The sequence below is a fragment of the Bifidobacterium scardovii JCM 12489 = DSM 13734 genome, assembly GCF_001042635.1.
Lineage (GTDB): Bacteria > Actinomycetota > Actinomycetes > Actinomycetales > Bifidobacteriaceae > Bifidobacterium > Bifidobacterium scardovii.
In genome coordinates, this window is record NZ_AP012331.1 from 2,967,182 (window position 1) to 2,993,219 (window position 26,038).

The window sequence follows — 26,038 nt, forward strand, 5'->3', positions numbered from 1 at the left end:
TGCACCGCCGCTCAAGCAAATGCAAACGGTCGCAAAACATACGACGCCATCGTGGCGTTTCGCGTGCACAGCGTGCGGAGGCCGCGCGCACGCGCCCAAGCAGCGCATACGCCGAGCAGACCGCGCATCCCCGTTTCGTCATGCGACTCCTCCTTTCCTTCAGATCAGCCGCCTCATGCGCCATATGGCGCATGAGGCTCCGGCCAACAGCGTCGCGGCGCCGATGCCGGCGCCGCCGGCCAGCCAGTCCCGGCCGGAGCGGCCGCCGGTCAGCGGCAGCACCCCGACCTGGGGTACCCGGTTGACGAAGGTCACCGCAGCCTTCGGGGTTCGGCCGGTCGCCGTCGGCGGCGTACCGGACATCCTGCCCGTTCCACGAGGATCGGTAGTCCTGCAGCCGGGTACCGTCCGAAGCGGATTCGTCCTGGGCGATTCCTTCGAAATCCTCGGTGAAGAGCGGCTCCGATATATCATCGGAGCCGCCGGTCTTCACCCCTGCACCGGTGCCGTCATCGACGTCACCGGACTGGCCGGTCGAGCCGCCCCCATCCATGCTTTCGGTTCGACCGGCCATGTCTTCAGCCGAGGCCGTGACGGCGGATCCCTGCATGCCGCCGGCCGCCAATACGATCGCCGCCAGCACCGCGATGCACCGAAAGGCCGTACGCTTCCACGGGGAACCCCGTCTCTCACCGCTCGCGCCACTTCCGTGCACCTCCATGCATATGCTCGTCACCAGACTCAATTATAGGTGACGCTAGCCCTCGAAACCACGACATTCATCACCCGTAATCGGCGGCGGCACCCCCCTCGTGCAGCGTTGTAACCGTCAGCATTCGCGGATGACCGGCATCATTGGATCCCATCCCCCCGAGTTCGGGGAAAAAGTCGAACGCGGCCCAGCGATGTAGACACAGAGCGACAGCGACGGCCCCCTTTGCGTCTACATTTCGCTGATAGCTCAGCACAGGGCCCCGTTTCGGCGCGATATGGGGGGCATCGGGATCGGCCGCGGGCAGGGCGGCTCGGAATCGCCGCCATCCGCGGACGTCCCGGCCCCATGACGCACCTGACCGGATACGCCCCTTTGCCCGCCCCGGATACGGCAAGAGGCGTATGCCGGCACGGTACCGGCATACGCCCCCAAATACGGCCCCCGCCTAGTATTCCGCGCCGCTCATTCGTTGAGTAATTCTGGCTCCCCTCTCTGAGGGGAGCTGGAATTGTTAAACGAACTTGCGACGCAGGATACTAGCGGCGGGTCATCTCCTCCTCGATCTGCTCGAGCGACTTGCCCTTGGTCTCCGGGACGAACCGCAGCACGAACGGGATGGAGAGGGCCGCGAACACGCCGAAGATGGCGAACGGCCCGCCGACATTGTTGTGGAACGCGTCGAGCAGCACCAGGAAGAACTGGGAGACGATGAAGTTGCCAAGCCAGTTGGCCGCCGAACCGAAGGAGGACCCGATGCCGCGCACGCTCAGCGGGAAGATCTCCCCGGTGAGCACCCACGCGATCGGCCCCCACGAGACGGCGAAGCCGAGGATGTAGCAGGCGATGAGCGCCATCGTCGGCACGGCGAGCACCGCCACGTCGCCCACGAAGTTCATCACGGCGAGCACGGCCAGCGAGACGGTCATCACGATGGACCCGAACATCAGCATGCCCTTGCGCGGGAAGCGGTCCATGATCAGCGTGGCCACGATGGTGCTCGCGAAGTTCACCACGCCGATGCCGACCGACACCCAGATCGCGTCGCCTTCCGGGAAGCCGAAGCCCTTGATGAACACCTGCGGCAGGAAGTAGATCACCGAGTTGATGCCGACCAGCTGCTGGAAGAGCATGATGCCGACGGCGGCGACCAGCGCCGGGCGGGCCACGCGGAACAGCTCGCGCACGCCGCCCTTGGTATCCTGCGCGGCGACCTGGCTGATCTCGTCGAGCTCGACCTGCACCTGCGCCTGGTCGACGTCCTTGCGGATCAGCGTGAGCACCTTGAAGGCGCCGCGCGTGTCTCCCCGGTTCACCAGGTAGCGCGGGGATTCGGGCAGCAGCAGGCCGCCGATGAGCAGCAGCGCGGCCGGGACCAGCGCCGAGCCGAGCATCCAGCGCCAATCGCGGATGCCGAGGATGTCGTGGTTCAGGAAGCCGAGGTTGGAGGCGTAGGCCAGCAGAATGCCGAAGGTGACCATGAGCTGGAACAGCGTGGACAGCGAGCCGCGGCGCTCCTTCGGCGCCAGTTCGGCCAGGTACGCCGGGGTCAGGGCCGAGGCGGCGCCGACCGCGAGGCCGAGGAGGATGCGGGCGAGTACCATCATCGCGAACCCGGCGGCCGAGGCGCACAGGCCGGAGCCGAGCAGGAACAGCAGCGCGGAGACGATGAGCAGCTTCTTGCGGCCGAACCGGTCGGACAGCGAACCGATCGACAGGGCGCCGACGCACGATCCGATGAGCACCGATGAGGTGATGAAGCCGGTCTGCGAGACGGTCAGCCCGAAATCGGATTCGATCAGCGGGGAGGCGCCGGAGATGATGCCTGTGTCGAAGCCGAACAGCATGCCGCCGAGCGCGCCGAAGGTGAAGATGAACGCGCTGTTGAGCGGGAAGCGCGTGGAGATGCCGCGCGCCTCCGCCAGATCCGACGCCGCATCGCCGATCGCCGATTCGATGCGCGCCGCGATCGGCTCGGCCTCATCCAGCGGCGCCGTACGCGAGGACTGCCCCGCCTGAACCGTCTGCGTTACCCGACCCGTCTGCACTGCTATGGTGGTCGATTCCATGGATATTCCCGTTCCTTCCATCTCCATTGACTGTGGCACGCGCCGTGGGACGGATGCGAGTCGAACAACAAAAAAGACCTGGGGCGATGCGGAATCCACGTTCCGCACCTCCCCAGGTCTTGCCTCACATCGAGTAACAATCCTGTCCGCGTGTGTTTGTGCTATCAAGGATACGACCGCCCCTGAGCGCGACACACCGGAAATGTCATTTTTCAGCAAACGATTACCGCTGCTGTTACAGGCAATGCCGTACCGACCCCTCAGTCTCGCTTCGCGAGCCAGCTCCCGCCAGCGGGAGCGTGCCGACTCCGGCTCAACCGAAACAAAAAGAAACCCGGCGGAGGGAGCCGCCGGGTGAGAGAGAAGAGAGAAGAAGGGTTCAGTTATGGGGCTCTCAAAGAACCTCGCCATCGGCCGTAACCGCTGACATGTTCTATATAACCGTCGGATACTTGGAGGAATGATGCGCGTTCCTCAAAAAAGACTGTGAACCGTGTGGCGAAGATGTGCGCAGTGTACAGATCGAGTGCCTGATGCCCCATTTCACCACCCGCACGGTATGGCAAGGCCCCGTTTTCGTTGCCATGTGGCTCTGCAGCCACTGCATGACGACGAAAACGGGGCCCGGTCGCATCACCCGATCACCCGGGTTGCGCTCAGGAGTTGAGCTGGGCCTTGGCGGCGGCGAAGCGCTTGGCCTCGGCCTCGCGGCGGGCGGCCAGCTCGGCGTCGAAGCGCGCCAACTCTTCCTCGACGGCCTCCTTCGGGATCTTCGCGAAGATCGGCGTCGGCTTGGCCACCGGGGTTCCGGCCACGATCGGCTCGCTCTCCCACGGGTGCACGGTCTCACCGAGCTTGTAGTCGCCGGTGATGATCGGATACGTGAAGCCAGGCTTGTCGAGATCCTCGACCTCTTCGATGCGGGGCAGCGGGGAGAAGACGCCCGTGCCGCCGAGTGCCTCCCACACCTTCTGCGAGGCGTGGGGCAGGAACGGGGCGAGCAGGTGGTTCGCGTCGGACACGGCCTGCGCGGCCACATGCAGCACGGTGGCCAGTCGCGCCTGGTCGTCCTTGATCTTCCACGGCTCGGTTGCCGAGATGTACTTGTTGATGTCGCCGACCACGCGCATCGCCTCGGTGAGGGCGTTCTTCTGGCGGTGACGCTCGATCATGCCGCCGACCACGTCGAACGCATCGGCGGTCTCCTGCAGCAGCGAACGGTCCTCCGGAGTCATCGAATCCTCATCCAGCGCCGGGATCTCGCCGAAGTTCTTGGCGATGAGATTCGCCACGCGGTTGACCAGGTTGCCCCAGCTGGCGGCCAGCTCCTCGTTGTTGTGGCGCACGAACTCGGCCCAGGTGAAGTCGGCGTCGGAGGTCTCCGGGCCGGCGATGGAGATGTAGTAGCGCACCGCGTCCACGGGGTAGCGGGCGAGGATGTCCTTCACGTAGATGACGATGCCGCGCGAGGAGCTGAACTTCTTGCCTTCCATCGTCATGAACTCGGAGGCGACCACCTGCTCGGGCAGGTTCAGCGGACCGAGCTTGCCGGTTTCGCCGCCCTTGCTGCCCTTGCCGTTATAGGCGATCATCTCGGAGGGCCAGATCTGCGAGTGGAAGGTGATGTTGTCCTTGCCCATAAAGTAGTAGCCGGGCGTGGACGGGTCGTTCCACCATGCGCGCCACGCTTCGGGGTCGCCCTTGCGGCGGGCCCATTCGATCGAGGCCGACAGATAGCCGATCACCGCGTCGAACCACACGTACAGCTTCTTGTTCGGGTTGTCGATCCAGCCCGGCACCGGCACGGGGATGCCCCAGTCGATGTCGCGGGTGATCGCGCGCGGCTTGACTTCGCGGAACAGGCCGATCGAGAAGTTGATGACGTTGGTGCGCCAGCCCTCGCGGGTCTTGAGCCACGCGAGGTTCGCCTCGGCGAGCGCCGGCAGGTCGAGGAAGAAGTGCTCGGTCTCCTCGAAGCGCGGGGTTTCGCCGTTGATCTTGGAAACGGGATTGATGAGCTCGTCCGGGTCGAGCTCGTTGCCGCAGGCGTCGCACTGGTCGCCGCGGGCGCCGTCGGTATGGCAGATCGGGCATTCGCCCTCGATGTAGCGGTCGGGCAGGGTGCGGCCGGTGGACGGCGAGATCGCGACCTTCTGCGTGCCCTTGTAGATGTAGCCGTTGGCCAGGCACTGCTTGAACAGCTCCTGCACCACCTGCTCGTGGTTGCCGGTGGTGGTGCGCGTGAACAGGTCGTAGCTCAGGCCCAGATCGCACAGATCCTTGGCGATCACGCGGTTGTAGCGGTTCGCCAGCTCCTGCGCGGTCAGGCCCTCCTTCTCCGCCTCGACCAGAATCGGCGTACCGTGTTCGTCGGTGCCCGACACCATCAGCACGTCGTTGCCCTTCATGCGCTCGTAGCGCGCGTACACGTCCGAAGGCACACCGAAGCCGGCGACGTGACCGATATGACGCGGACCGTTGGCATACGGCCACGCAACATTCACCAAAATATGACTCATAATCCTTGATTATCTGGCGCAGCGGGGACAGCGCGGGGGACAGCGCAGCCATGCACAGGATTATCCACAATTCCTCGCGTCCACCACGAGTTGTCCACTTGTCCACAAAATTTCCGAAGCCGGTGGCGACACGACTGCGGACCAGGTACGGTCGGCCCCATGACCACCGATACGACCACCCCCGCACAGTCCCCCGAACCATGCGATCCGCACGGCGCGCAACGCACGGTGCCCGCCGCGGGCGCATCCTCGCAACGCCCTGCGCAATGCCCCACGGGGATGGCCGCCGGGCCGGGCGGCGGAACGCCCCAGCCAGCCGCACCGACCCCGGCCACAGGCGTCACGCCGTACCATGCCCGCATCGACCTGTCCGCTCCCGCCGACGATCGCCCCGCGGACAAGCCGCTGCTCGACGACCGGGATCTGCCGGGCCCGCTGAGCATGCACCTGCTCACCACGCTTGGCACGCTGTCGCCGTTGGACGACGGCAGCGCCTACCAGACGGATCAGGCCTCAACCCTGTACGGGCGCGCGATGATCATCGCCCATCTCGCCCCGCGGCGCACGATCGCCTGCACGTTCACGGCGGCGTGGATTTGGCTGGGCGGCCCTTTTCCCGGCACCATCGACGTCATATCGAGGTCGCATTACCGCAGCGTGGTCCACGGACGCGCGATCCGGGTGTTCAACCGGAAGAGCATACCCGAGCATCTCATCAAGATCGGCCGCGTATGCGTCACCACGCCGGCGCGCACCGCCTGCGATCTGGCGTTGCTGCCCCAGCACGAGCTGGAAGGCGCCGATGCGGGGCAACTCATCGACCGCCTGATGGCGGAATACCACGTCACGCCGGAGGCCTGCCTGAAGATCCTCGATCTCAACCGGTACTGGCCGCGGGCGCCGTTCGCGCGCAACCTGTTCGAGAAGCTGGAGGTGTGATTCGGCTGTGCCCCGGAGCGGATGAGCCGGGCACGCGGCGGGACGGCAATCGGGGAAACGAGGGAAACCGGGAGGAACCAGGAAACCGGGGGAAACGAAGGAAATCGGAAAGGAGACCATCGTGGCATCGCTGACGACACCACACGGGGCAGCGCGCAAGGCGCCCCGCACGCCGCCACCCACGGCGCTGATCGTCGGCCAGCCCGCCAAGCGACGCGCCAAGCCGCACGGCACGCTGCCGGGCTGGACGCGCCGCCGTTCAGCAGCGATGCGGCTCGGTGCGACCGACCGACGGGGACCCCGCGGGCAAGCCCCGCCCGGCTCACGGCTGCGTGGGCTGGACGCGGCGGCGCAGACCGCCCAGCGGAAACGTGTGGCAGGACCCGTTCCCAGGGCTGTTGAAGGGCAGGGGCCGCCCGCGCCGCCGATCCGGCTGACGCCGCTGGTGGCGTGCGATCCCGACACCGATATGGACGTGCTGTGGCACATCGCCCGCGAGGCGCCGGAGCTGCGCCGCTGGCTTGCGGCGAATCCGAAGGCGGACGCCGCGCTGCTCGAATACGTCGCGCAGCGCGGCGGACCGGGCGTCAAAGCGGCGCTGACCGTGCTGCTCGAGTCATAGCTCAGCCTTTGATCTTGAGCACGGCCGTATAGATCTGCTTGCGGTTGGGCAACGAGCCATCCGGCAGCGGGTGCTCGGCGGCCACCTGCGCGATCGCGTCCTTGATGCGCAGCCCGTCGTCGAGCGCGCGGTCGATGGAGAGCACCGCCAGTTCCTCGACGCTGAGCGCGGCGGGAGCGGCGGCGTTGGCCTCCTCGTCGGAGGCGCCGGCGATCACCAGCACGATTTCGCCCCGGGGCGGATCGTCGATCACGCCCTGCCTGATCTCGGCGATGGGGCCGCGGCGGATCTGCTCGTAGTCCTTGGTCAGTTCGCGGCACAACGCCATCGGGCGGTTCGCCCCGAAGGCGTCAAGCAGATCGTCCATCGATTCGGCGATGCGGTGCGGCGTCTCATAGAACACGATCGTGCGGCGCTCGGCCTGCAGCATGCGCAGGTGCTGCACCCGTTCGGCGTGCTTGCGCGGCAGGAATCCCTCGTAGCAGAACCGGTCGGTCGGCAGCCCGGACAGGGCGAGCGCGTCGAGCACGGCGCTCGGGCCGGGCGCGCAGGTGACCGCAAGCCCCCGCTCGATCGCGCGGCGCACGATCGCCAGCCCGGGGTCGTTGATCGTCGGCATGCCGGCATCAGACACCACCAGCACGGTCGCCCCGCCCTCCACGCGGTCGAGCAGGCCGTCGGCCTTGTTGCGCTCATTGTGGTCGTGATAGGCGACGACCGTGCCGTTCACATGCACGCCGAGCCGGTTCGCCAAGTCGAACAGGCGCCGCGTATCCTCGGCGGCGACGATATCCGCGCGCTGCAGCAACTCCTTCAACCGATCGGACGCATCCCCGACGTTGCCGATCGGCGTGGCCGCGAGCACCACCATGCCGCTTCCGGAGGTGCTGCCCTCCCGCTCGGCGTCCCGCGCATTCATGTTCTCCTCGGAATGTTCCATATCATCAGTATCCCTCACGCCGGGTACCGGCGGAGGGAGCCGTACCCGGCAGGGCAATCCGTTCAGATCAGCGAAACCGAAACGGGTTCGCTGAGATCGCGGCTGTTGGGGCCGACCATGATCAGGAACTCGCCGGGGTCGGAGCACGTGTCCAGGTCGGAGTGCACGTAGCGCAGCTGTTCCTCCCCAAGTGAGAACCGCACGGTACGGGTCTCGCCGGCCTCCAGCCGCACCCGTTCGAAGCCCTTGAGCTCCTTGACGGGGCGCACCACTTCGCCGACGACGTCGCGCACGTAGAGCTGCACCGTCTCAACGCCGCCCACGGTCGACGTATTGGTCACGTCAACCGCGATCTCCAACGGCCGTCCCGCCGAGAAGCGATCGCCCGACACCGAAACCGGCCCATAGGCAAAACTGCTGTAGCTCAGGCCAAAACCGAACGGATACCTGGCATCGTTCGGCACGTCCAGATATTTCGACACGTACTTCTCGTCCATCCTCCCCGCAGCGGGTCTACCGGTGTTGAACTGGTTGTAGTACACCGGGACCTGCCCGACGGAGTACGGGAACGACATGGTGAGCCTGGCGCTCGGATTCGCTTCGCCATACAGCACCGCGGCCAATGCCGAACCGGCTTCCGTGCCGGGAAACCACGCTTCCACGATGGCGCGGGCATCGTCGATCGCCGTCAGATCGAGCGGACGGCCGTTGAACAGCACCACCACGATATTCGGGTTGACCGCACGCACCGCTTCGAAAAGGTCGATCTGCGCCTGCGGCAGCCGGATGTCGGAGCGCGCAGCGGCCTCGCCGCTCATCTCGGAAGTCTCACCCAGAGCCAGCACCACCGTGCCGGCCCGGGAGGCGAGGTCCACGGCTTCAGCGACCGCGGCATGCGACGGGTTCACGCAATCGAACGGCTCGCCGCCGACCAGCACGCGGTCGCCCGTCAGGGCGCGCAGCCCCTCGGCCGGGCTGACCGCCTCCGCCGGATCGCCCTTCCACGACCACGCACCCAGCACATCGTGCGATGCGGCATGCGGGCCGACCAGCGCGATCGTCTCCGAGCGGCGCAACGGCAGTATGCCTTCGTTCTTGAGCAGCACCATGGATTCCTCCGCCACGGTGCGCGCGGCCTGACGGTGGTCGTCGCACAGCACGACCCGAGCCTCGGCCTCGGGGTCGGCGCCGCGGAACGGATGCTCGAACAGCCCAAGATCGTTTTTCAGTTCAAGTATGCGCATCACCGATTCGTCCAGCATCGATTCGGGCACGCGGCCATCCTCGATCAGGCCCCGGAGCTCGCGCAGATAGCAGACCGTCATCATTTCGATGTCGACGCCGGCCTCGATGGCCAGCTGCGCAGCCTGCCGGTCGTCGGCGGCCACGCCGTGCGCGATCATTTCCCTGACCGCGCCGAAATCGGAGATGAGCACACCGTCGAATCCGAACTCGTCACGCAGGATATCGCGCATGAGGTTCCGGTTGCCGGTCGCGGGAATGCCGTCGACCGTGTTGAACGAGGTCATCACCAGCTTGGCTCCCGCATCGATGCCCGCATGGTATCCGGGCAGATAGTCGTTGCGCAGCTGGCGTTCCGACATGTTCACCGTGTTGTATTCGCGCCCGCCTTCCGGGGCCCCGTATCCGGCGAAATGCTTGACGCACGCCCCGACCGTGGCCGCCGGATCGGCGAGCGTTTCGGCGGATCCGGCCCTGCCGCCCTGATAGCCCTCGACCATCGCCGCGGCCATCAGCGCGTTGAGCCACGGGTCCTCGCCGGTGGATTCCATCACGCGCCCCCAGCGCGGATCACGGACCAGATCCACCATCGGGGAGAAAGTCACGTGCAATCCGCTCGCCGAGGATTCGCGAGCGGCCACCCGCGCCATGGTACGGGCCGCGTCCGTGCTCCATGAGGATCCGATCGCCAACGGGATCGGGAAGATCGTCCGGCAACCGTGGATCACATCGCCCATGATGAGCGTCGGGATATGCAGGCGGTTGCGTTCCATGTACGACTGCTGGATGCGGCGGCATTCGGCTGCCGACGCGACGCCGAGGATCGTTCCGGCGTTGTCGATGTCGGTCTGCGACAGGCCGAGCTGCGCGATCGGACCGGTGCGTTCCTCGGCCTTGTCGGAGTAAAAGTCGCCGCTCAGCTGCAGCAACTGGGCTATTTTTTCGTCCAGCGTCATTTCGCTGACGAGTTCGACGAGTTGTTCGTGGTTCATCAGGATTCCTTCATACCGTAAGCATCATTGCCCTATACGAATCCGGCCCCTCATCGGGGGCCGGATCGTACCTTCCCCGTTCAGCGTACTCGCGGCGCCGTGCCAAGCGTGATCACGATGTCGCGCGAGTCGCCGAGCGATTCCCGGCTGACGAGCAGACCGCCATCGCGGTAGCGCAGCGCCAGCCGCTCCCCGTCGATCGCCCTGCCATCGGCTTCGACCGCCACCGGCCGGCTTCCCTCGACCACGCGATAACGGATCGTGCGCGGTTTGCCGAACAGCGTCACGGCGATCTCGGTACCATCGTCCTGCATGGCGAGCAGCGGGTCGATGACCACGCCGTCGGCGTGGACGCTCAGGCCGAACACATGCTGCATGACCTGGCGCAGATAGATGCCGGGGCCGGACGAGTAGACGCGCCAGCCGCCGCGTACGCCGACCGGATCGGCTGCGTCGGCGCGCAGCCGATCCCACTGGCCCGCCGCATCATAGCGCGTCGGGAAATCGGCATCGGATGACGCGAAGTAGCAGTTGCGCTGTCGCGGTTCGCTGGTCGACAGACGGCGGAACTGGCCGACCGGACTGATGCGCAGCAGTTCCTCGGCCACGCTGTCGCGGCCCAGCGCCGCCAACGCCTCGGTATAGCGGATATGCGCATGCGTGTACATCAGACCGATCTCCCGGCCGACGTTCGCGGCCTGCTCGCCGCGCTTGAACACCGTGGTGACGCCGTCATGATAAGCGGCCGGGCGGTTCATCAGGCGCACGCCGTCGGGATAGTGCAGATGCTCGTCGATGATGGCCTCATGGCGGCGGGTCTCCTCGTCATCCAGCAGCCCGGCGATGATCGACCTGGTCATCGGGATCAGGCGATAGGTGATGCCCGTACGCGTGTCGTCGGGATGGATCACCGGCTTCGGCCCCTCGTCGGTGAACGAAACATATCCGGCAAGCACGTCGTCGAAGATGAAGTCTTTCGTGAACGCCCCGCGGATGGTAGAGGCCTCGCTCGAGCACTGGTCCGAGAGGGCCTCGCAACCATTCTTGCCTCGCAGCAGTTCGCCCAGGCGCCGCGTGGCCTGGTACAGCAGCGCGATCGTCCAAGTGGAGGCCATCTCCTTCTTCATCGAGGCCTGCGCCGGCTGCAGCGTGTCGTCCCAATCGCCCTCCCCGTAGGAGAACAGTTCGGTGCCGGGTACCCGGTGGGCGCGGATGTACGACAGGATGGACAGCAGATGGTCGCATACGGTATGCGACTCGGCGGAGTAGTCGCCGTTCGGCTCATCCCAGTACGGCGCCGTGTCGCCGAGGATCGACGTGTCGCCGGTGGCCTCCAGATATTCGCCGACCGCCATGAGGGGCCACACCGGGATGTCGCCGTGCGAGTCGTGCTGGTACATCGCGCGGTACTCGTCGAACATGAACCACTGCGGCAGCGAACCATCGGGATTCTGGTGGCGCAGCACGCCGAGGATGATCTCGCGCGCGGTGTCGAAATGGCCGAAGGCGAGCGCCAGCTCGAACGGCCCCTGGCATACGTCACGCGTGCCCCAAGCCGCGCCGGAATACTGTTCCAGACCGTGCGGCGAGAGGAAATGCACCAGGGCGTTCTGCACGAACCACGGCACGACGCGGTTGAGTTCCGCCAGACGGCCATCGGTGCGCACCTGCAGATCATCGGCGTACGCGCTGATGATGCGATAGTGCTCGGCAAGCACGGCATCGGTATCACTATCGATACCATCGCCGTCGACCGCCCCGCGCACTCCCAACGCCGACGCGGCGAGCTCGGAGGCCTGCGAGACCCCATTGTCGCTGGCGGCGGCAGCCACGCGCAACTCGCGCACCCCCTCGGCCGCAAACGTGATCACCGCACTGCCGTGGGCGTGGCCCGCGAACAGCGGAGCGTCGTCGGATGGCGTGCCCCGGTCCGACGCGAATACGTACCGCAGGTTCGGGCAATGCGCCGCGGCCGGAGAACCCGCGGCAGGGGCGAATACCACGCCGGCGCCGGATTCCGGCGTTTCGGCGGAAACGAAGGCATCCCACTGCTCGGGCGATTCGATGTCGACGGTAACGATGACATCGATCGCCGCGTCCGAGACGACATGCAGCCCGATGACGTTCCGGCTTGCCGAGGCAACGGTTTCGACACGGATCACGCCGGAATCCAACTGATAGATCCATGCCGAGCCGCCCAGATCCATGACATAGGCGGAGGGCACGCCGAGCAGACGCCATTCGCCGTCGACCCGTATAAGCAGGCGCACACCCTGCGAACGCAGCAGGTTGAGGCTGGTGCGGTGCACGGAGACCAGACGATTCATGTTGGTGTTGCCGAGCACGATATGCGAGGCGAACACGCCGGGCGCATACGTGGTGGCGGCCATGACGGGACGCGCGGGGTCGGTGGAACCGTTGGCCAGCAGGATCTGCCCGTGGGAACGGTCCACGACCATTTCCTTGGCCTGCGAAACGACATGGCGGGCGTTGCGGCCGAAATACGAAAGCACGGTGCCATCGGAAGCGGTCTCGATGTCGGAGGCCTCTCCGCCGCCCAGTGCCAGGAACGCATCGTCTTCCATGGGCCGGCCGTTCAGCATGGAGGCGGTGGCCAGCAGCGAGGCGCGGTCATGCAGGCAGGGGGTGCCGGAGACCTCTGACACGTCGGGACCGCCGGCTTCCACGGCGTCGGCAAAGAGATCCACCGTCTCGCCGATGCGCGCACAACCGTCCGCCATCTCGCCGCGGTAATCGCCGTCAAACAGATTGACTTGCGTGAACACCAACGTATCCGAGGCGTCCGCGATCGTCTGCGGCGCGGACAGCAGACAGGCCATGCCGAACTCGTATTGATTGGTCCTGCCGCCGTTCCAATCGGCGCTGCGCAGCGCGGCCGGCTCGCCGCCCATACGCGCCTCACGGCCATAGAAATCGAAACCGTCGGTCAAGTGGGCGCGCGCCCCTTCGGCGAACGCGGCGACGAGCATGGGCATCCGCGGCGCGCACGCCATGCCCTGACGGGCGGCAAGCACGCGGCCGAAGCCATCGACGTCCTGGGCATGGTAGGCCACGTACTGGGAGATGTACGGCTCGCTGGACATGGCCTGTTCGATCGGAGCCAATGCCACATCCTGAGCGCTGGCCACATCCCAGGTTCCGGCCGCCGCCGACGGATCGCCGGGGGTCACCGCCACGCGCCACGCCCAAGCGCTCCCATCGCCGGAGACATGCAGCGACACGGTCCAGACGACGCCGAGCGCCGATCCGCGCCATGTCGCGACGCCGCGTTCGATCGCGAATCTCGACGACGAGCGCACGCCGAGCAGCGGCACCGCGTCGATATGCGAGCCTTGGCGGCGGCGCAGCCACAACCCGCTGATGCCGGGGTCATTGGGACCGGGGCGGTACTGCGAGATCTGGATGTCACCGGCACGTACACCGAGCAGATCGCCGCATGCGCCGATGCGGATGCTCAGCTCGCCGGCGCCAACGGCGACCGACCGGTCGGAGCCTTGCTTCCAATTGCTCCACGCAGAGAAGGCGGGAGCGTCTGCAGCGTTGGACATGATGTTTTTTCGCTTTCTTGTGTGTGGTTCGCTGCCGCGAACGGACGATCGAATGGCAATCGTTCGGCGAATGGCCGGACAATTGGCACAGTTACGGGAGCCGGGCCGCACGCGCGGCGCGGCCGCCCGTGGGTATGGCCGCTATGCCGCCGGCTCGATGCTTTCGGTTGGCTGATCCTCGAACACCGTCCGGCGCCGGGTTGCCGGGTCATTCTGGCTGGTCCAGAAATCGTCGAGCACACGCGCCGTGGCGGCCGGATTCTCGCCGTTGGGGCAATGCGCGGCATCGGGGATGATCTCAAGCCGCGCGTCGATGATGCGCGCCATGCGGTGCAGCCATGTCTGCGGCCACGAATAGACGTCGTGCGCCCCATGGGCCACCAGTACGGGCACGCCCGTATCGCGGATCTCGAAGCTGTGGTCCTCGGCGCTTTCCAGCTGGTCAAGCGTTCCGATCAGCTGATCACGGCTCGTGGCCCTCGACCGTTCGCGCAGGAACCGTTCCAGCGTGGAGAGTTCGCTGTCGGGAACCTGCGCCCTGTCGAGGTTGTCGATGCTCCACAAGTCCAGATTCGGATGCTCCGCAAGATGCTCGCGGATATCCGCGTGGCGGCCGGGCCAGCCATGCGGCCCCGAATCCAGTAGGGTCAGCGATCGGAACGGATGAGGATCGGCCAGCAGCGCGGCTTGGGCGGTGACTCCCCCGAAGCTGTGGCCGAGCAGATGCAGCTGGTCGGCGCCGGTGGCCTGCAGGATGATGCGGGCGACATCCAGCGCGTCCTGCGCGGTATGCGCACGGTGGTAGGCCTCGACGCCCTGCGGCGCCACCGAATCGGCCTGACCGCGCTGTGAGAACGCCCATACGTCCCAGCCGCGCCCGGCCAACAGCGGCATGAGGTCGTAGAAGTCCTCCTTGCAGCCGGTGAAACCGGGAATCAGCAGCGCCACGCCGAGGGCCTCACCGGCCTCCGGCCGCGCGCGCAGCGCGGTCAGCGGGCCGACCGGCGCTTCGATGACGAGATCGTCGATGCCGCGAGGCCGGGGCAACGATCCGAAACGACGTCCGGCACGCACCGCCGTGCAGGACGGTCCGTCAGGCGTGGACTGCGGCATGGTCGTCGCTCCTTGTCTCGAGCTTCGGAATCGCGTTGAGCAGACGGATCGTATAGTCGTCGTGCGGATGCTGCAGCACTTGGGCGGTGTCGCCGCGTTCCACGACCGTGCCCTGGTTGAGCACCATGATGCGGTCGGTGATCAAACGGGCGCTCAGCAGATCGTGCGTGATGTAGAGCATCGACACGTTGAGCCGCACGCGCAGGTCGTCAAGCAACGCGAGCACTCCGGCGCGCAGCGTCATGTCGAGCATCGACACCGGTTCGTCGGCGATCAGCACCTTCGGGTTGGAGGCCAGTGCACGGGCGATGACCACGCGCTGGCGCTGCCCGCCCGACAGCTGATGCGGCAGCTTGGCGGCGAACTGCTCGACCGGGGTCAGTCCCACGGTTTCCAACAGCTCGAGCATCCGGTTGCGGGCCGCCGCCCCGCGCAGATCCGTGTAGTTGAGGATCGGGCGCATCAGCGTGTATTCGACGGTGTGCAGGGGGTTCAGGGCCGCGTACGGATCCTGGAACACCATCTGGATGTCGGAGTGCAGGTCGCGCAGGTCGCGCTTGCTCTTCATCCGGTCGATACGCTTGTCCCCCAAGCTGATCTCGCCCTTGGTGGGCTGCTCGATGCCGGTGATCATCTTCGCGATCGTCGACTTGCCCGAGCCGGAGGCGCCGACAAGAGCCAGCGATTCACCCGGATGCAGCGTGAAGGAGACGTTGTTGGTGGCCGTGACCGGTTTGTCGCCGCGCTTGCGGCCCTTGTACACCTTCGAGACGCCGGTGACCGTCAGGGTCATCGCCTTATCCGCCTCGGTAGGCGTGGCGTTCGGATCATAAGTGCCCTTGCGGTCGAGCCCCGGCACCGACACCCGTTCCGCACGCGGATCGCCGTAGTGGCTCAGCAGCATCTTCGTATAGTCGTCCTTGGGAGCGCGCAGGATCTGGCCGCTTGGCGCATCCTCGACGATCACGCCGTTGTGCATGACCATGACGCGGGTCGTCGATTCGAGCACGATGCCCAGATCGTGGCTGATCAGGATCGCGGTGAAGCCTTCGGATGCCTGCAGCTCGCGGATCGTGTTCATCACCTCGTGCTGCACGAGCACGTCGAGGGCCGTGGTCGGCTCGTCGAACACCATGAGTTTGGGATCCAGCGACAGAGCCAGGGCGATGGCCACGCGCTGGCGCATGCCGCCGGACAGCTCGCCGGGGTAGCGCTCGAGCGTGCGGTCGGGCAGGCCGACCTTGCGGATCAGCTCGAGGGCGCGCCCTTCGCGCTTGTCCTTGGCCACATGGCCGTGCGCCTTGAAGATGTCCATGAAGTGGTTGCGGATCGTGCGCACGGGGTTCAGCGCGTTCATGCCGGACTGCAGCACCATCGCGAAGCCTCCCTGACGCTGCACGCGCAGCTCCTCGTCGCTCAGCGTGGTGATGTCCTTGCCGTTGAACAGCACCTGACCGCCGCTGATGCGTGCCGGCGGCTTCGACAGGCGGGTCAGCGCAAAGCCGAGCGTCGACTTGCCGGAGCCGGATTCGCCGACCAGACCGACGAACTCGCCCTGCTCCAGCTCGAAGTTCACATGGTGCACGGCCTTGACCGGCTCGGTGCCCGGAACGTCGTACTCGATGGACAGGTCGTTGACTTTCAGCAGGCTCATCTTCAGTTCCCTTCACGCAGGCGCGGGTTGCTCAGGCGATCGACGCCGAAATTGATGAATGTCATGGACACGGCCAGCAGCGCGATCATCAGGCCCGGGGCGAACAGCAGCACCCACTGTCCGGTGAGCAGCACGTTGTTGTTCTGAGCCCAGTAGAGCATCGTGCCCCAGCTGACGGTCGTCGAGTCGCCGAGACCGAGGAATTCCAGGCCGGCTTCGGCGAGGGCCGCGGCAGTCGCGGCGCCGAAGAAGTTGTTGATGATCAGCGAGAGCATGTTCGGGAAGATCTCGTGGAAGATGATCCTCGCCGAGCTGTCGCCGCTGAACGACGCCGCGGTGACGAAGTCGCGCGACCGCAGCGTCTGCGTCTGGCTGCGCAGCACGCGCGAGCCCCACGCCCAACCGGTCAGCACCACCACGAGGATGATCACGCCGAGGCCGCCGTTCTGCAGGTAGGCAGCCACGACGATCATCAGCGGCAGCGACGGGATCACCAGGAACAGGTTGACGATGAATCCCACGAACTCGCCGGCGAAGGAGCGGATGTAGCCCCAGCTCAGGCCGACGATCACGGCGATGGCGGTGGAGAGCAGGCCTGCGCACAGCGCGACGAACACCGAGATGCGCGATCCCCAGATCAGTTGGGAAAGCACGTCCTGCCCGTTGCCGGTGGTGCCGAGCCAGTGTTCGGCATTCGGGCCGAGGCTGGCCTCGAAATCGCTGGCCTTCGGATCATAGGGGCTGAGCAGCGGCGCGAAGACCGCCATCAGGATGATCAGACCCAACAGAATCAGGCCAAAACGGGCCTTCGGCACCGACCATACCGTCGCGAAGCTGCGGCCGACCAGACGCAGCGCACGCATGAGCGCGCTGTCGTTGACGGAGTCGGCGGCGTTCTTCTTCCCGCCCTGCTGTTGCGCCGACGATTGCGTCGACATTGTTTCGGTAGCCATCGCATTCACCTTCTGGTTCTCGGGTCAAGCACGCCGTAAAGCATGTCGACGATGAAGTTCGCCACAAGCACGCTGGTCGTGATCATGAGGAACAGCGCCTGCATCAGCGGATAGTCCTGATTCGTCACGGCTTGGAAAAGCAGCAGGCCGACACCCGGGTAATTGAATACCTGCTCGACCAGCAGGGACCCGCCGACCACGCCGCCGAGCACCAAGCCGAAGGAGGTGAGGTTGGGAAGCAGCGCGTTGCGGGCTGCGTAGCGCAGCATCACCGTATGCTGCTTGAGGCCGTTGGCCTCGGCGAAGGTCACGTAGTCGTCGCCGAGCGTGCTGATCATCGTGTTGCGCATGCCCATGATCCAGCCGCCGAGAGAGGTGATGAGGATCGTCAGGCCGGGCAGAATCGCGTGGTAGACCGCGTCCGCGAAGAACGCCCCGTCGAAGGAGGGCATGGCGGTCGCCGAATAGGCTCCGGACGTCGGGAAGACGCCTCCCACGTAGCCGAGGAAGTACAGCAGCAGCAACGCGATCCAGAACGGCGGGAATGCGGAGAGGAACGAGCTGCCGACGCTGGCGGTGGTGTCGACGGCGGTGCCGCGCTTCCATGCGGCGACCGCGCCGAGCACCGTGCCGATGAGGAACGACAGGATCGTGACCATGCCGACCAGCGTGAGCGTCCACGGCAGCGCCGCCGCGATCAGATCGGAGACGTTCTGCGGAAAGTTGCTGTACGAGACGCCGAAGTCGAAATGGATGACATTGTTCAGGTACTGAAGGTACTGCTGGAACACATTGCCCTGGGGCACGCCCAGCTGCGCCTCGATCGCCGAACGCATCTCCGGGGTGACCGGCCCGTTCTGCGCCAGCTTGGCGATGGCGGCGTCGGCCGGCGAGCCCGGCATCATTCTCGGGAGTATGAAGTTGACCGTGATCGCCGCCCACAGCGTGAGCAGGAACAGCTCTATTTTGCCTAGGAAGTAACGCATGGATAACCTTTCGCGGCGCGCATTCGGGAAACCGGATGCAACGGTATGCGGGCGGGGGCGGGAGGGCGCGACGCGGCGCCCATCCCGTCTGCGCCGAACTCAGTGCTCGGCCTTTTTGATGTTCGTCACGACCAGCAGCATCGCCTGGGTCCAGGTGGTCGGCGGCGCGTACGGGTTGTCGGCGCTGGGCCAGCCGGTGAAGTTCTTGTTGCTGAACAGGCCCCACAGGCCGCCGTAGAACAAGCCGATCACCGGAACCTCGTCGTAGACCACCTGCTGGAGCTGGTCGACGATCTTCTTCTGCGCGGCGTCGTCGGTGGCCGACTTGAGCTGGGCGAGCAGCGCGTCGGTCGCATCGTTCGAGTAGCGCTCGAAGTTGGCGCTGGTGGACTGGCCGACGGGCAGCGCGAACTCGGAGTTGAGCAGGTTGTTGTAATCCTGGAAGATGTTGCCCGACCCGCCGAAGGACGAGATGATCAGATCGAAGTCGCCGTTGTTCTGGGCTTGCGTGTAAGCGGCCGGCTGAGGCTGGGTGAGCTTGACCGAGATGCCGAGCTTGGTGAGCTGCGACTGCATGGTCTGCACGCCGCGCAGCCAGTCGGTGTAGCCGTTCGGCACGGTGATGTTGAGCTCAAGCTGCTTGCCGGAGGCGTCGACGAGCTTGTCGCCGCTCTTGGTGTAACCGGCCTTGGCGAAGTACTCGAGCGCCTTGTCGGAGTCCTGGGAGATCTTGCCGTCGTTCTCGATGGAGGAGCTGACCCACTTCTCCTGGTTCGGCAGCAGCAGACCGGTCTGCGTGGCGCCTTCGACGTAGCCTTCCTCGGCGTCCTTGGCGATCTTCTCGCGGTCAAGCGCGTAGCTCAGGCCCTTGCGGAAGTTCACGTCGTTGAACGGAGCCTTGGTCAGGTTCGGGAACAGCGAGACGGTGCCTCCCGGCGGGAACCAGTACACGTTGTACTTGTCCTTCTGCCCGGCCCAGGTCTTGTCGACGTTGTTCATGTAGGAGTAAGCCCAGTCATAGCCCTTGTTGACCAGGTCGAGCTGCTTGTTCGAAGCCGGGAGCACGATCTTCTCCGCGGCGACCTTGTCCTTCTGCCAGTAGGTCTGGTTCTTCTTCAGCGTGTACTGGTTGGGGGTGAACTGGTCGAGCTGGTAGGGGCCGGAGCCGACGGGGTTCTCGTTGGTCCACTTGACCGGGTCCTTGACGTCCTTCCAGATGTGCTCGGGCACGATGAGCTGCTGGGCGATCACCGTCGCGCCCGGCACGTCGTCGCTCTTGAGGTGGAAGACGACGTCGTTGCCGCTGGTCTCGATCGAGTCGATGTGCTGCCACACGCCGAGCGTGTCGAGCGCGGCGTTCTTCTTGATCAGATCGAAGGTGAAGGTGACGTCGGCCGGGGTGAGGTCCTTGCCGTCCTGCCACTTGACGCCTTCGCGGATGGTGAAGTTCACGGTCTTGGCGTCCACGATCTTGTGGCCCGTGGCCAGGAACGGGGTCAGCGTGCCGTCGATGGCGTTGATGACCTCGAGCGGCTCGTACATGAAGTTGATGCCCTGTCGCTTGGACGTCGAGAAGGGGTTGAAATTACGCACGAAGGTCGGGCTGCCGGCATCGCCACCGAACAGAATCGTGTCGCCCGACGAGGCGGTGGAACCACCGCCGTTGTTGGTGCCGCCGCAGGCCGCGACGCCGACCAGCGTGACGGCCGCGACCACCGCCGCGCACAGCCGTGTCAGCCGTTGTTTGATGTTCATCGATTCCTCCCTGTCTTCACTGACATGAATTCCACGAAGGCGTCCACGCGCTTCGTGAATTGTCAGAGACGTGAATGACCTCTAACGATTTCATAGTGTATGCGCTTACATGAACAAATGCAAATATTGTCTGAATCGGATTCGGAAAAGTATTGTAAAGTCTTATTTTTCAACAAAAACTACTACTGTATTCGGCGTGTCGAAATGGACTATAGCGCTTTCATCGGCGCGTTTCACATGCGCCATGATGCACAATATATGTAAGAACTGAACGAAAACAAATGTAAGAAAGGTCGTGCACTGTGGCAAAAAGGCCTACCGTATACGACGTCGCGAAGCAGGCGAAGGTGTCCATCGCGACCGTCTCCCGCGTACTGCGCACTCCGGAAACCGTTCGGCCCGCCACGCGAGACGCCGTGCAGGACGCCATCCGCATCCTCGGCTATGTGCCCAGCGGCAGCGCGCAAGGGCTGGCCACGCAGAAAACCGGGGTCATCGGCATGTTCCTGCCCGGCTTCGACGCCGTGGAGCAATTGCGCGACTTCACGCCTTCCACCAAGGATGAGGCGCTGCTTCGCCCCGACCCGCCCGCCGAGGGTTCCGCGCTCCCCCAGCCCGACCGCCTCTACTTCGACGAGGTGCTGCGCGGCAGCGAGATCGAGGCGTGGCACCAAGGGCGCTCCCTGCTCATCAACATCGGGCTCGGCCACAGCGAGGAGGACATCACAGCGCTCGTCTCCGACATGGCCGGCAAGGTCGACGGCATGGTGGTGCTGGCGCGCAGCATCCCGGATGCGACGCTCGCTTTCCTGCGCCGGCGCATCCCCGTGGTCATGGTGGCGAACGCGCCGCAGGACGACCTGCCGAACGCCGATCTGGTGCGGGTCAGCAACCGCAAGGGCATGAAGGCCCTGGTCAATCACCTTATCGACGCCCACCATGTCGATTCCTTCGCCTACATCGCCGGTCCCGACGACTCCCCGGACAATCACAAGCGCTATGAGGGATTCCAGGAGGCGCTGTCCTTCCACGGCATCAACCCGGCCACGGCGCCCATCTACCGCGGGCAGTTCCGCAGTCACCTGGCCCACGACATCACCGCCGACCTTATCAAGCGCCGCCGCTTGCCCCGCGCGCTGGTCTGCGCCAACGACCAGATGGCGCTCGGCGCGATCCAGGCGTTGAACGAGGCGGGCATCGCCATTCCCGACGATGTGATCGTCACCGGTTTCGACGACATCAAGGAGACGACCAGCGTCGTCCCGCGCCTGACCACCGTGCGCCAGCCCATGCTCGATCTGGGCCGTGCCGCCGTATCCGTGCTGGCGCAGCGAATCGAGAATCCCACGGCCCCACCCATCGCCATCGAGCTGCCGGTCACCGTGCTGCTGCGCGAAAGCTGCGAAGGCGATATGGCGTCAGAGACCCGGGAATAGTCCAGCAATGCCGAGTTGTCGGTGCGCCGGCTCGTAGTGAAACCGGTTGTTTTTGCCCATAACGCCAGATTGTAACGTTCAAAACGCCGTTCGCAACGGGTACTCGCACCGACAACTCGGCTTTTGCCGCATCGAGGTGCGAAATCACTGCATTCGGGCGGGAAGCCGCATGGAATATGCGCCTGACGAGTACAGTAGATATTCGGAGCAAAGGGCGCCCCTGCGATGTCCCATATCCCCAACATGGCGCCCGCAGAAGGATCGAACATGCAGTACATTGACCAGACCATCACCGGTATCGACGGCAGCGAGGCCCGATTCATCGGATATGCGATCGACAACAGCGATGAAGTCGACCCGAATCGTCACCGGCCGACCGTGCTGGTGATCCCCGGAGGGGGCTATGTGATGACCTCCGACCGCGAGGCCGAGCCGATCGCGCTCAAATTCGTGGGCGCCGGGTACAACGCGTTCATCCTGCGCTACTCGTGCCAGCCGAGCCGGTACCCGACCGCCCTGCTGGAAGCCGCCGAGGCCATGCGGCTGATCCGCGCGCATGCCGACGCATGGCATGTGGACCCGGACCGGATCGCCGTGAGCGGGTTCTCGGCCGGCGGCCATCTGGCCGCCAACCTCGCCACGACGGCAGGGGACGATACCCTGCGCGAGCACGGTTACGACCCGGATGCGGTACGCCCGAATGCCCTGATGCTCTCCTACCCGGTCATCACCTCCGGCCCGTTCGCTCACCGCGGCAGCTTCGACGCGGTGCTTGGCCCCGACCGTTCCGGTGATCCGGCTTGGCTGGACGCCCTGTCGATCGAAAAGCACATCGACGGGAAGACCCCGCCCGTCTTCGCCTGGCATACGGTGACGGACCAAGCCGTGCCGGTGGAGAACACCCTGATGCTCATCCAGGCGTGCAAGGCCGCCGGGGTGCCCATCGAGGCGCATCTGTTCCCCGAGGGCGCCCACGGTCTCGCGCTCGGCACCGTGGAAACCGCTTGGGAGGGCAAGGTGGCCAACACCGTCGAGTGCATCCAGGTATGGCCGCGGCTGGCGCTCGACTGGCTTCGACGCACCCTCGCGTAAGACGCGAACGGCCGCGACCCGCGGCGACCTCCCGTGGCGCCCATCCCGTTCTTAGAGGCCAGCTGGTATGGTGTGTGTCGTTTGAGCATTGACCATTAATCCACTACTGACGGGATTTCCATGGGTTTCGTGAACTTTATCGTTGAACTGCTGAAAGATCCGCGCGCCGCGATCGCCGGATGGATCGCCATGGGCGTGGCGCCTACGCTCGGCTTCATCTTCCTGATCGTCTTCATCGAGACAGGCGTGGTCTTCTTCCCGTTCCTGCCCGGCGACTCGCTGCTGTTCGCAGCCGGCGTCTTCGCCGCGCCTGACGCCACGACCGGCAAGGTGGCGCTGCCCCTCATGGTGCTGCTGCCGGTGGTCTGGCTCGCCCCGATCGTCGGCGACCAGTGCAACTACTTCATCGGGCACTTCTTCGGCCGCCGCATCATCCAGTCCGGCAAGGTCAAGGCCATGACGCCCGAGCGCATCGCCCAGACCGAGAAGATGATCGAGAAATGGGGACCGCTCGCCGTGTTCCTCGGCCGCTTCTTCCCGTTCATCCGCACGTTCATGCCGTTCATCTCCGGCATCTCGGGCATGCGTTGGGCCCGTTTCGCCCCGTTCAGCGTGCTGGGCGGACTGGTCTGGTCCTCGCTGTTCACGTTCCTCGGCTACTTCTTCGGCAACATCCCGGCCGTGCAGAAGCATTTCGAACTCGTGATCGTGCTGATTCTGGCCGTCTCGCTCGTGCCGACCATCGTCGGCCTGCTCAAGGCCAAGTTCGGCAAGAAGAAGCCGGCCGCGGACGCGCCCGCGAAGCACGCCGCGAAGTGAGCCAAGACCTCACCGAACACGGCCAAAACAAAAAGCCTCCCGGCGCACTTCCGCCGGGAGGCTTTTGCGATCCGGGGCGGTTTCAGCCGGCAACGGCTCTTTGACCCGTTTCTCTTCCCCGGTTTCGGAACGGTTTTTCCCGATTCGCGCGAGAGGTCATTGCCGGTAACCGGAAGCGCTCTCCAGCGGAGGGCATCGTAGGCGAGATACCGCTGCCGGCGACTGGCGGGGATCTCTCGCCTATGGCTCCTATCGGGAGATATCCGCCACGCTCCGGCAGCAACCTCTCGCTAGAAGGCATTCAACGGAACAGCACTGCCACCAATCGGAAGAAACCGCTCGCCCACGGCCATCAGAGAGACAGTCACGCCACCTTCCGGCGCAAAGCTCCTCCCAAGAAGCTCACTGGCGAGAGATTGCCGCCAACGACCGGCGGCGCCCTCTCGCCAAAGGTTCCACGGCGAGAGACCGCGTCCACGAGGTGGCAGCGCCCTCTCGCCGAAAGAGCGCTCAGCGCTCCAGCCGCAGCCCCCGCGCCAGCGGGGAATCAACCGGAGCATCCGCCCCGGCCCCGACATCCGGCTCCAATCCGAGCAGCAGCGCCAGCACGCACACCGACGAGGCGGCCGACCAGGCCTGCGGGTGGCAGGCCGCCGGATAGGCGGCCGGGCCTCCGGCAGCCACGCCGTCGGCGTCCACGGCCGGGTCGCCCGAATACAATTCGGGGATCTGATAGCCGAACGAAGCAGCGGCGGCCACCAGTCCCTCGGCGACGCGCAGCGCCTCGTCGACATAGCCCTCGGCGCGCAGGCCGTTCATCACGATCGCGCTGTCGTGCGCCCACACCGAACCGCAGTGGTAGCTCTGCGGCCAGTACCCGCCGGCCAGCGAGCTCATCGTGCGCACGCCGTAGCCGCTGAGCATGTCGTCGCCGCTCAGGCGCGCCACCACATCGCGCACGCTGTCCTCGTCGAGGATGCCGGTGCCGAGCAGATGGCCGACGTTGCTGGTCAGCGAGTCGACCGGCTTCTTGTTGACGTCCAGCGCGATCGCCGGATAGCGCCCCTGCCCGTCGTTCACCCAGAACGCCTCGTTGAAACGCGTCTTGAGGCGGGCGGCCCATTCGCGCCATTCCCCGGCTCCGGGCCGGCCGAACCGCTCGAGCAGATCCGCGCCGAGCACCGCTGCCTGGTACGCGTACCCTTGCACTTCGCACAGCGCGATCGGCCCTTCGGCGATGCGCCCGTCATTCCAGCGCACCGAGTCTCCGGAATCCTTCCAGCCCTGATTACTCAGGCCGTGGCCGGTACGGTCGATGTACTCGAGGAAACCGTCGCCGTCGCAATCGCCCCAGTCGCGCATCCACGCCATCGCGGCCTCGAGGTTCGGCAGCAGCGCGCGCACCTCGCTCTCGGGCGCACCCCAACGCGCCGCCTCGGCCAGCAGGATGATCCACAGCTCGGTGGCGTCGATCGTGCCGTAGTACAGCGGCGGCAGCGCGGTGCCGTCGTCGAACGCGCCGGTCTGCACCAGCGGCTCGGCGCGCAGCTCGTGCATGATCTTGCCCGGATCGGCATTGGTTTGCGGATCGGATGCGGTGGCCTGGAAATGCGCCAGCGTGCGCAGCGTGCCCATGGCGGTGCGCGTGGTCAGTGGCAGCATGAACCGCGCGGCCCACAACGAGTCGCGGCCGAACAGCGTGAAGAACCACGGCGCGCCGGCCGCAAGGAATTCGTCGTTCGGCAGGGCGGGAATCGACATGCGAAGACCGTCGAGATCGCGCAGCGAGGCGTTCACCCAGTCGGCCACGCGATTATCGGCGGACGCCACGCGCACGTTGGCCCACGGGCAGTCGGCATGCGCCGCCGAGACTGCGTTGCGCGGCGCGCTGACCGCGATGTGCACGCCGGCGTCGGCGGTTCCGCGGGCTGGCACGCTCAGGCGCCAAACCACGCCGATCTCCAGCCCGTCCACGCTGATCGACGCCGGTTCATCACCCTGCGCGCCATCGGCCTGAGTCGGGGCGACGGCCACAACCAGATCGCCGTACGAGGCCCGGGCCACGCGCCCGCCCTCCTCCAGCGCCACCGACACCTTGCCGTCGCGGGCCGCGGCGGACGGCGCACCGCCCTTGACCTCCTGCATCGAGGCCATGTCGAAGCGCAGCCTTACGGAGAATTCGATCTCACGGTCGACGTCGAGGTTGCTGCGCAGCACGAACCGTTCCGCCAGCGCGTCGGGGGCCAGTTCACGGCGCTCGTCGACGCGGATCTGCGGGTCGACGGTCGGGCCGTCGATATTGCGGGCGACCATCGAGGTCACGCTGCGGCCCGTGCCCGGCGAATGCCAGGCAAGCGCGGTCGGCGTCTCGCCGTTCACGGCCGGCACGATGCGCGAGATCAGGCGCGTGTCGCCCACGTAGAATCCCGCGATGCTGGCCGCTCCGGCGTGCGGTTCACGGGCGTCGACCGCGCCGTCGGCATCGCTCCACAGCTGGGCCGGGGCCACGACAAGCGGCTTCATGTCGTGCATCCAAGGCTGTCGTACCTGCTCAGTGGTGTTGGTCATAAATGTCTCCAGTGATGAGTTGATGAATGGTACCGATCGACTGGTGCCGATCGGTCGA

16 protein-coding genes and 1 pseudogene are annotated in these 26,038 nt (G+C 65.8%); 5 read left to right on the plus strand and 12 right to left on the minus strand.

What is annotated here, in order from left to right; genetic code table 11:
* Positions 1-159: 159 nt before the first annotated feature.
* The 3 genes from BBSC_RS11970 to metG form a co-directional block, all read right to left on the minus strand.
* On the minus strand, positions 160-363 hold the full coding sequence (locus BBSC_RS11970; RefSeq protein ID WP_033518471.1) for a hypothetical protein: 204 nt from the start codon (positions 361-363) through the stop codon (positions 160-162).
* A gap of 888 nt (positions 364-1,251) precedes the next feature.
* Complete coding sequence (locus BBSC_RS11975) at positions 1,252-2,781, minus strand: sugar porter family MFS transporter (protein ID WP_033518473.1); 1,530 nt, start codon at positions 2,779-2,781, stop codon at positions 1,252-1,254.
* Positions 2,782-3,437: 656 nt separating this feature from the next.
* Entirely contained in the window at positions 3,438-5,300 is a 1,863-nt protein-coding gene (gene metG, locus BBSC_RS11980) for a methionine--tRNA ligase (protein WP_033518475.1), read from the minus strand.
* A gap of 159 nt (positions 5,301-5,459) precedes the next feature.
* On the opposite strand from metG, the gene BBSC_RS13805 reads away from it, so the two are divergent.
* Entirely contained in the window at positions 5,460-6,239 is a 780-nt protein-coding gene (locus tag BBSC_RS13805; protein WP_144414492.1) for a hypothetical protein, read from the plus strand.
* 412 nt (positions 6,240-6,651) lie between these two features.
* A pseudogene (locus BBSC_RS14415) lies at positions 6,652-6,861 on the plus strand (variant leucine-rich repeat-containing protein); the annotation flags it as partial.
* A 1-nt stretch (position 6,862) separates the two neighbouring features.
* On the opposite strand, the gene rsmI reads toward BBSC_RS14415, so the two are convergent.
* The 8 genes from rsmI to BBSC_RS12030 form a co-directional block, all read right to left on the minus strand.
* Positions 6,863-7,780, minus strand: a complete 918-nt coding sequence (rsmI, locus tag BBSC_RS11995) for a 16S rRNA (cytidine(1402)-2'-O)-methyltransferase (RefSeq protein ID WP_231648989.1) — start codon at positions 7,778-7,780, stop codon at positions 6,863-6,865.
* Between the two features lie 83 nt (positions 7,781-7,863).
* The gene (locus BBSC_RS12000; RefSeq protein ID WP_033518477.1) at positions 7,864-10,035 is read right to left on the minus strand and encodes a glycoside hydrolase family 3 N-terminal domain-containing protein; all 2,172 of its coding nucleotides are present in this window, start codon (positions 10,033-10,035) and stop codon (positions 7,864-7,866) included.
* Between the two features lie 80 nt (positions 10,036-10,115).
* Entirely contained in the window at positions 10,116-13,604 is a 3,489-nt protein-coding gene (locus BBSC_RS12005; protein WP_033518478.1) for a GH36-type glycosyl hydrolase domain-containing protein, read from the minus strand.
* A 141-nt stretch (positions 13,605-13,745) separates the two neighbouring features.
* Positions 13,746-14,717 (minus strand): alpha/beta fold hydrolase, encoded by a 972-nt coding sequence (locus tag BBSC_RS12010; protein WP_051923302.1) that lies wholly within the window; start codon positions 14,715-14,717, stop codon positions 13,746-13,748.
* Positions 14,698-16,371 carry an ABC transporter ATP-binding protein gene (locus tag BBSC_RS12015; protein ID WP_051923303.1) on the minus strand — a complete coding sequence of 558 codons (1,674 nt, stop codon included), beginning with the start codon at positions 16,369-16,371 and terminating at the stop codon, positions 14,698-14,700. The genes BBSC_RS12010 and BBSC_RS12015 overlap by 20 nt, the downstream gene beginning before the upstream one ends.
* A gap of 2 nt (positions 16,372-16,373) precedes the next feature.
* A complete protein-coding gene (locus BBSC_RS12020) occupies positions 16,374-17,324 on the minus strand; it encodes an ABC transporter permease (protein WP_197074427.1) in 951 nt (316 codons plus the stop codon).
* 5 nt (positions 17,325-17,329) lie between these two features.
* Positions 17,330-18,310 (minus strand): ABC transporter permease, encoded by a 981-nt coding sequence (locus tag BBSC_RS12025; protein WP_033518483.1) that lies wholly within the window; start codon positions 18,308-18,310, stop codon positions 17,330-17,332.
* 99 nt (positions 18,311-18,409) lie between these two features.
* A complete protein-coding gene (locus tag BBSC_RS12030; protein ID WP_033518486.1) occupies positions 18,410-20,065 on the minus strand; it encodes an ABC transporter substrate-binding protein in 1,656 nt (551 codons plus the stop codon).
* A 302-nt stretch (positions 20,066-20,367) separates the two neighbouring features.
* On the opposite strand from BBSC_RS12030, the gene BBSC_RS12035 reads away from it, so the two are divergent.
* The 3 genes from BBSC_RS12035 to BBSC_RS12045 all read left to right on the plus strand — a co-directional run bounded on the left by BBSC_RS12035 (position 20,368) and on the right by BBSC_RS12045 (position 23,412).
* Complete coding sequence (locus BBSC_RS12035) at positions 20,368-21,501, plus strand: LacI family DNA-binding transcriptional regulator (protein ID WP_033518488.1); 1,134 nt, start codon at positions 20,368-20,370, stop codon at positions 21,499-21,501.
* A gap of 267 nt (positions 21,502-21,768) precedes the next feature.
* The gene (locus BBSC_RS12040; RefSeq protein ID WP_033518489.1) at positions 21,769-22,593 is read left to right on the plus strand and encodes an alpha/beta hydrolase; all 825 of its coding nucleotides are present in this window, start codon (positions 21,769-21,771) and stop codon (positions 22,591-22,593) included.
* Between the two features lie 120 nt (positions 22,594-22,713).
* On the plus strand, positions 22,714-23,412 hold the full coding sequence (locus BBSC_RS12045) for a DedA family protein (RefSeq protein WP_033518491.1): 699 nt from the start codon (positions 22,714-22,716) through the stop codon (positions 23,410-23,412).
* A 510-nt stretch (positions 23,413-23,922) separates the two neighbouring features.
* Here the strand turns inward: BBSC_RS12045 and BBSC_RS12050 are convergent.
* Entirely contained in the window at positions 23,923-25,980 is a 2,058-nt protein-coding gene (locus tag BBSC_RS12050; RefSeq protein ID WP_033518493.1) for a glycogen debranching N-terminal domain-containing protein, read from the minus strand.
* Positions 25,981-26,038 lie beyond the last annotated feature (58 nt).

What these genes read in the sequence shown, in the direction of transcription:
- BBSC_RS12015 (WP_051923303.1), bottom strand. Translation starts at nt 16,371, where the DNA reads ATGAGCCTGCTGAAAGTCAACGACCTGTCCATCGAGTACGACGTTCCG.
- BBSC_RS12045 (WP_033518491.1), top strand. Translation starts at nt 22,714, where the DNA reads ATGGGTTTCGTGAACTTTATCGTTGAACTGCTGAAAGATCCGCGCGCC.
- BBSC_RS12050 (WP_033518493.1), bottom strand. Translation starts at nt 25,980, where the DNA reads ATGACCAACACCACTGAGCAGGTACGACAGCCTTGGATGCACGACATG.
- BBSC_RS12010 (WP_051923302.1), bottom strand. Translation starts at nt 14,717, where the DNA reads ATGCCGCAGTCCACGCCTGACGGACCGTCCTGCACGGCGGTGCGTGCC.
- BBSC_RS11970 (WP_033518471.1), bottom strand. Translation starts at nt 363, where the DNA reads ATGTCCGGTACGCCGCCGACGGCGACCGGCCGAACCCCGAAGGCTGCG.
- BBSC_RS12020 (WP_197074427.1), bottom strand. Translation starts at nt 17,324, where the DNA reads ATGGCTACCGAAACAATGTCGACGCAATCGTCGGCGCAACAGCAGGGC.
- BBSC_RS12030 (WP_033518486.1), bottom strand. Translation starts at nt 20,065, where the DNA reads ATGAACATCAAACAACGGCTGACACGGCTGTGCGCGGCGGTGGTCGCG.
- BBSC_RS12040 (WP_033518489.1), top strand. Translation starts at nt 21,769, where the DNA reads ATGCAGTACATTGACCAGACCATCACCGGTATCGACGGCAGCGAGGCC.
- BBSC_RS11975 (WP_033518473.1), bottom strand. Translation starts at nt 2,781, where the DNA reads ATGGAATCGACCACCATAGCAGTGCAGACGGGTCGGGTAACGCAGACG.
- BBSC_RS12005 (WP_033518478.1), bottom strand. Translation starts at nt 13,604, where the DNA reads ATGTCCAACGCTGCAGACGCTCCCGCCTTCTCTGCGTGGAGCAATTGG.
- BBSC_RS13805 (WP_144414492.1), top strand. Translation starts at nt 5,460, where the DNA reads ATGACCACCGATACGACCACCCCCGCACAGTCCCCCGAACCATGCGAT.
- BBSC_RS12025 (WP_033518483.1), bottom strand. Translation starts at nt 18,310, where the DNA reads ATGCGTTACTTCCTAGGCAAAATAGAGCTGTTCCTGCTCACGCTGTGG.
- BBSC_RS12000 (WP_033518477.1), bottom strand. Translation starts at nt 10,035, where the DNA reads ATGAACCACGAACAACTCGTCGAACTCGTCAGCGAAATGACGCTGGAC.
- rsmI (WP_231648989.1), bottom strand. Translation starts at nt 7,780, where the DNA reads ATGAATGCGCGGGACGCCGAGCGGGAGGGCAGCACCTCCGGAAGCGGC.
- metG (WP_033518475.1), bottom strand. Translation starts at nt 5,300, where the DNA reads ATGAGTCATATTTTGGTGAATGTTGCGTGGCCGTATGCCAACGGTCCG.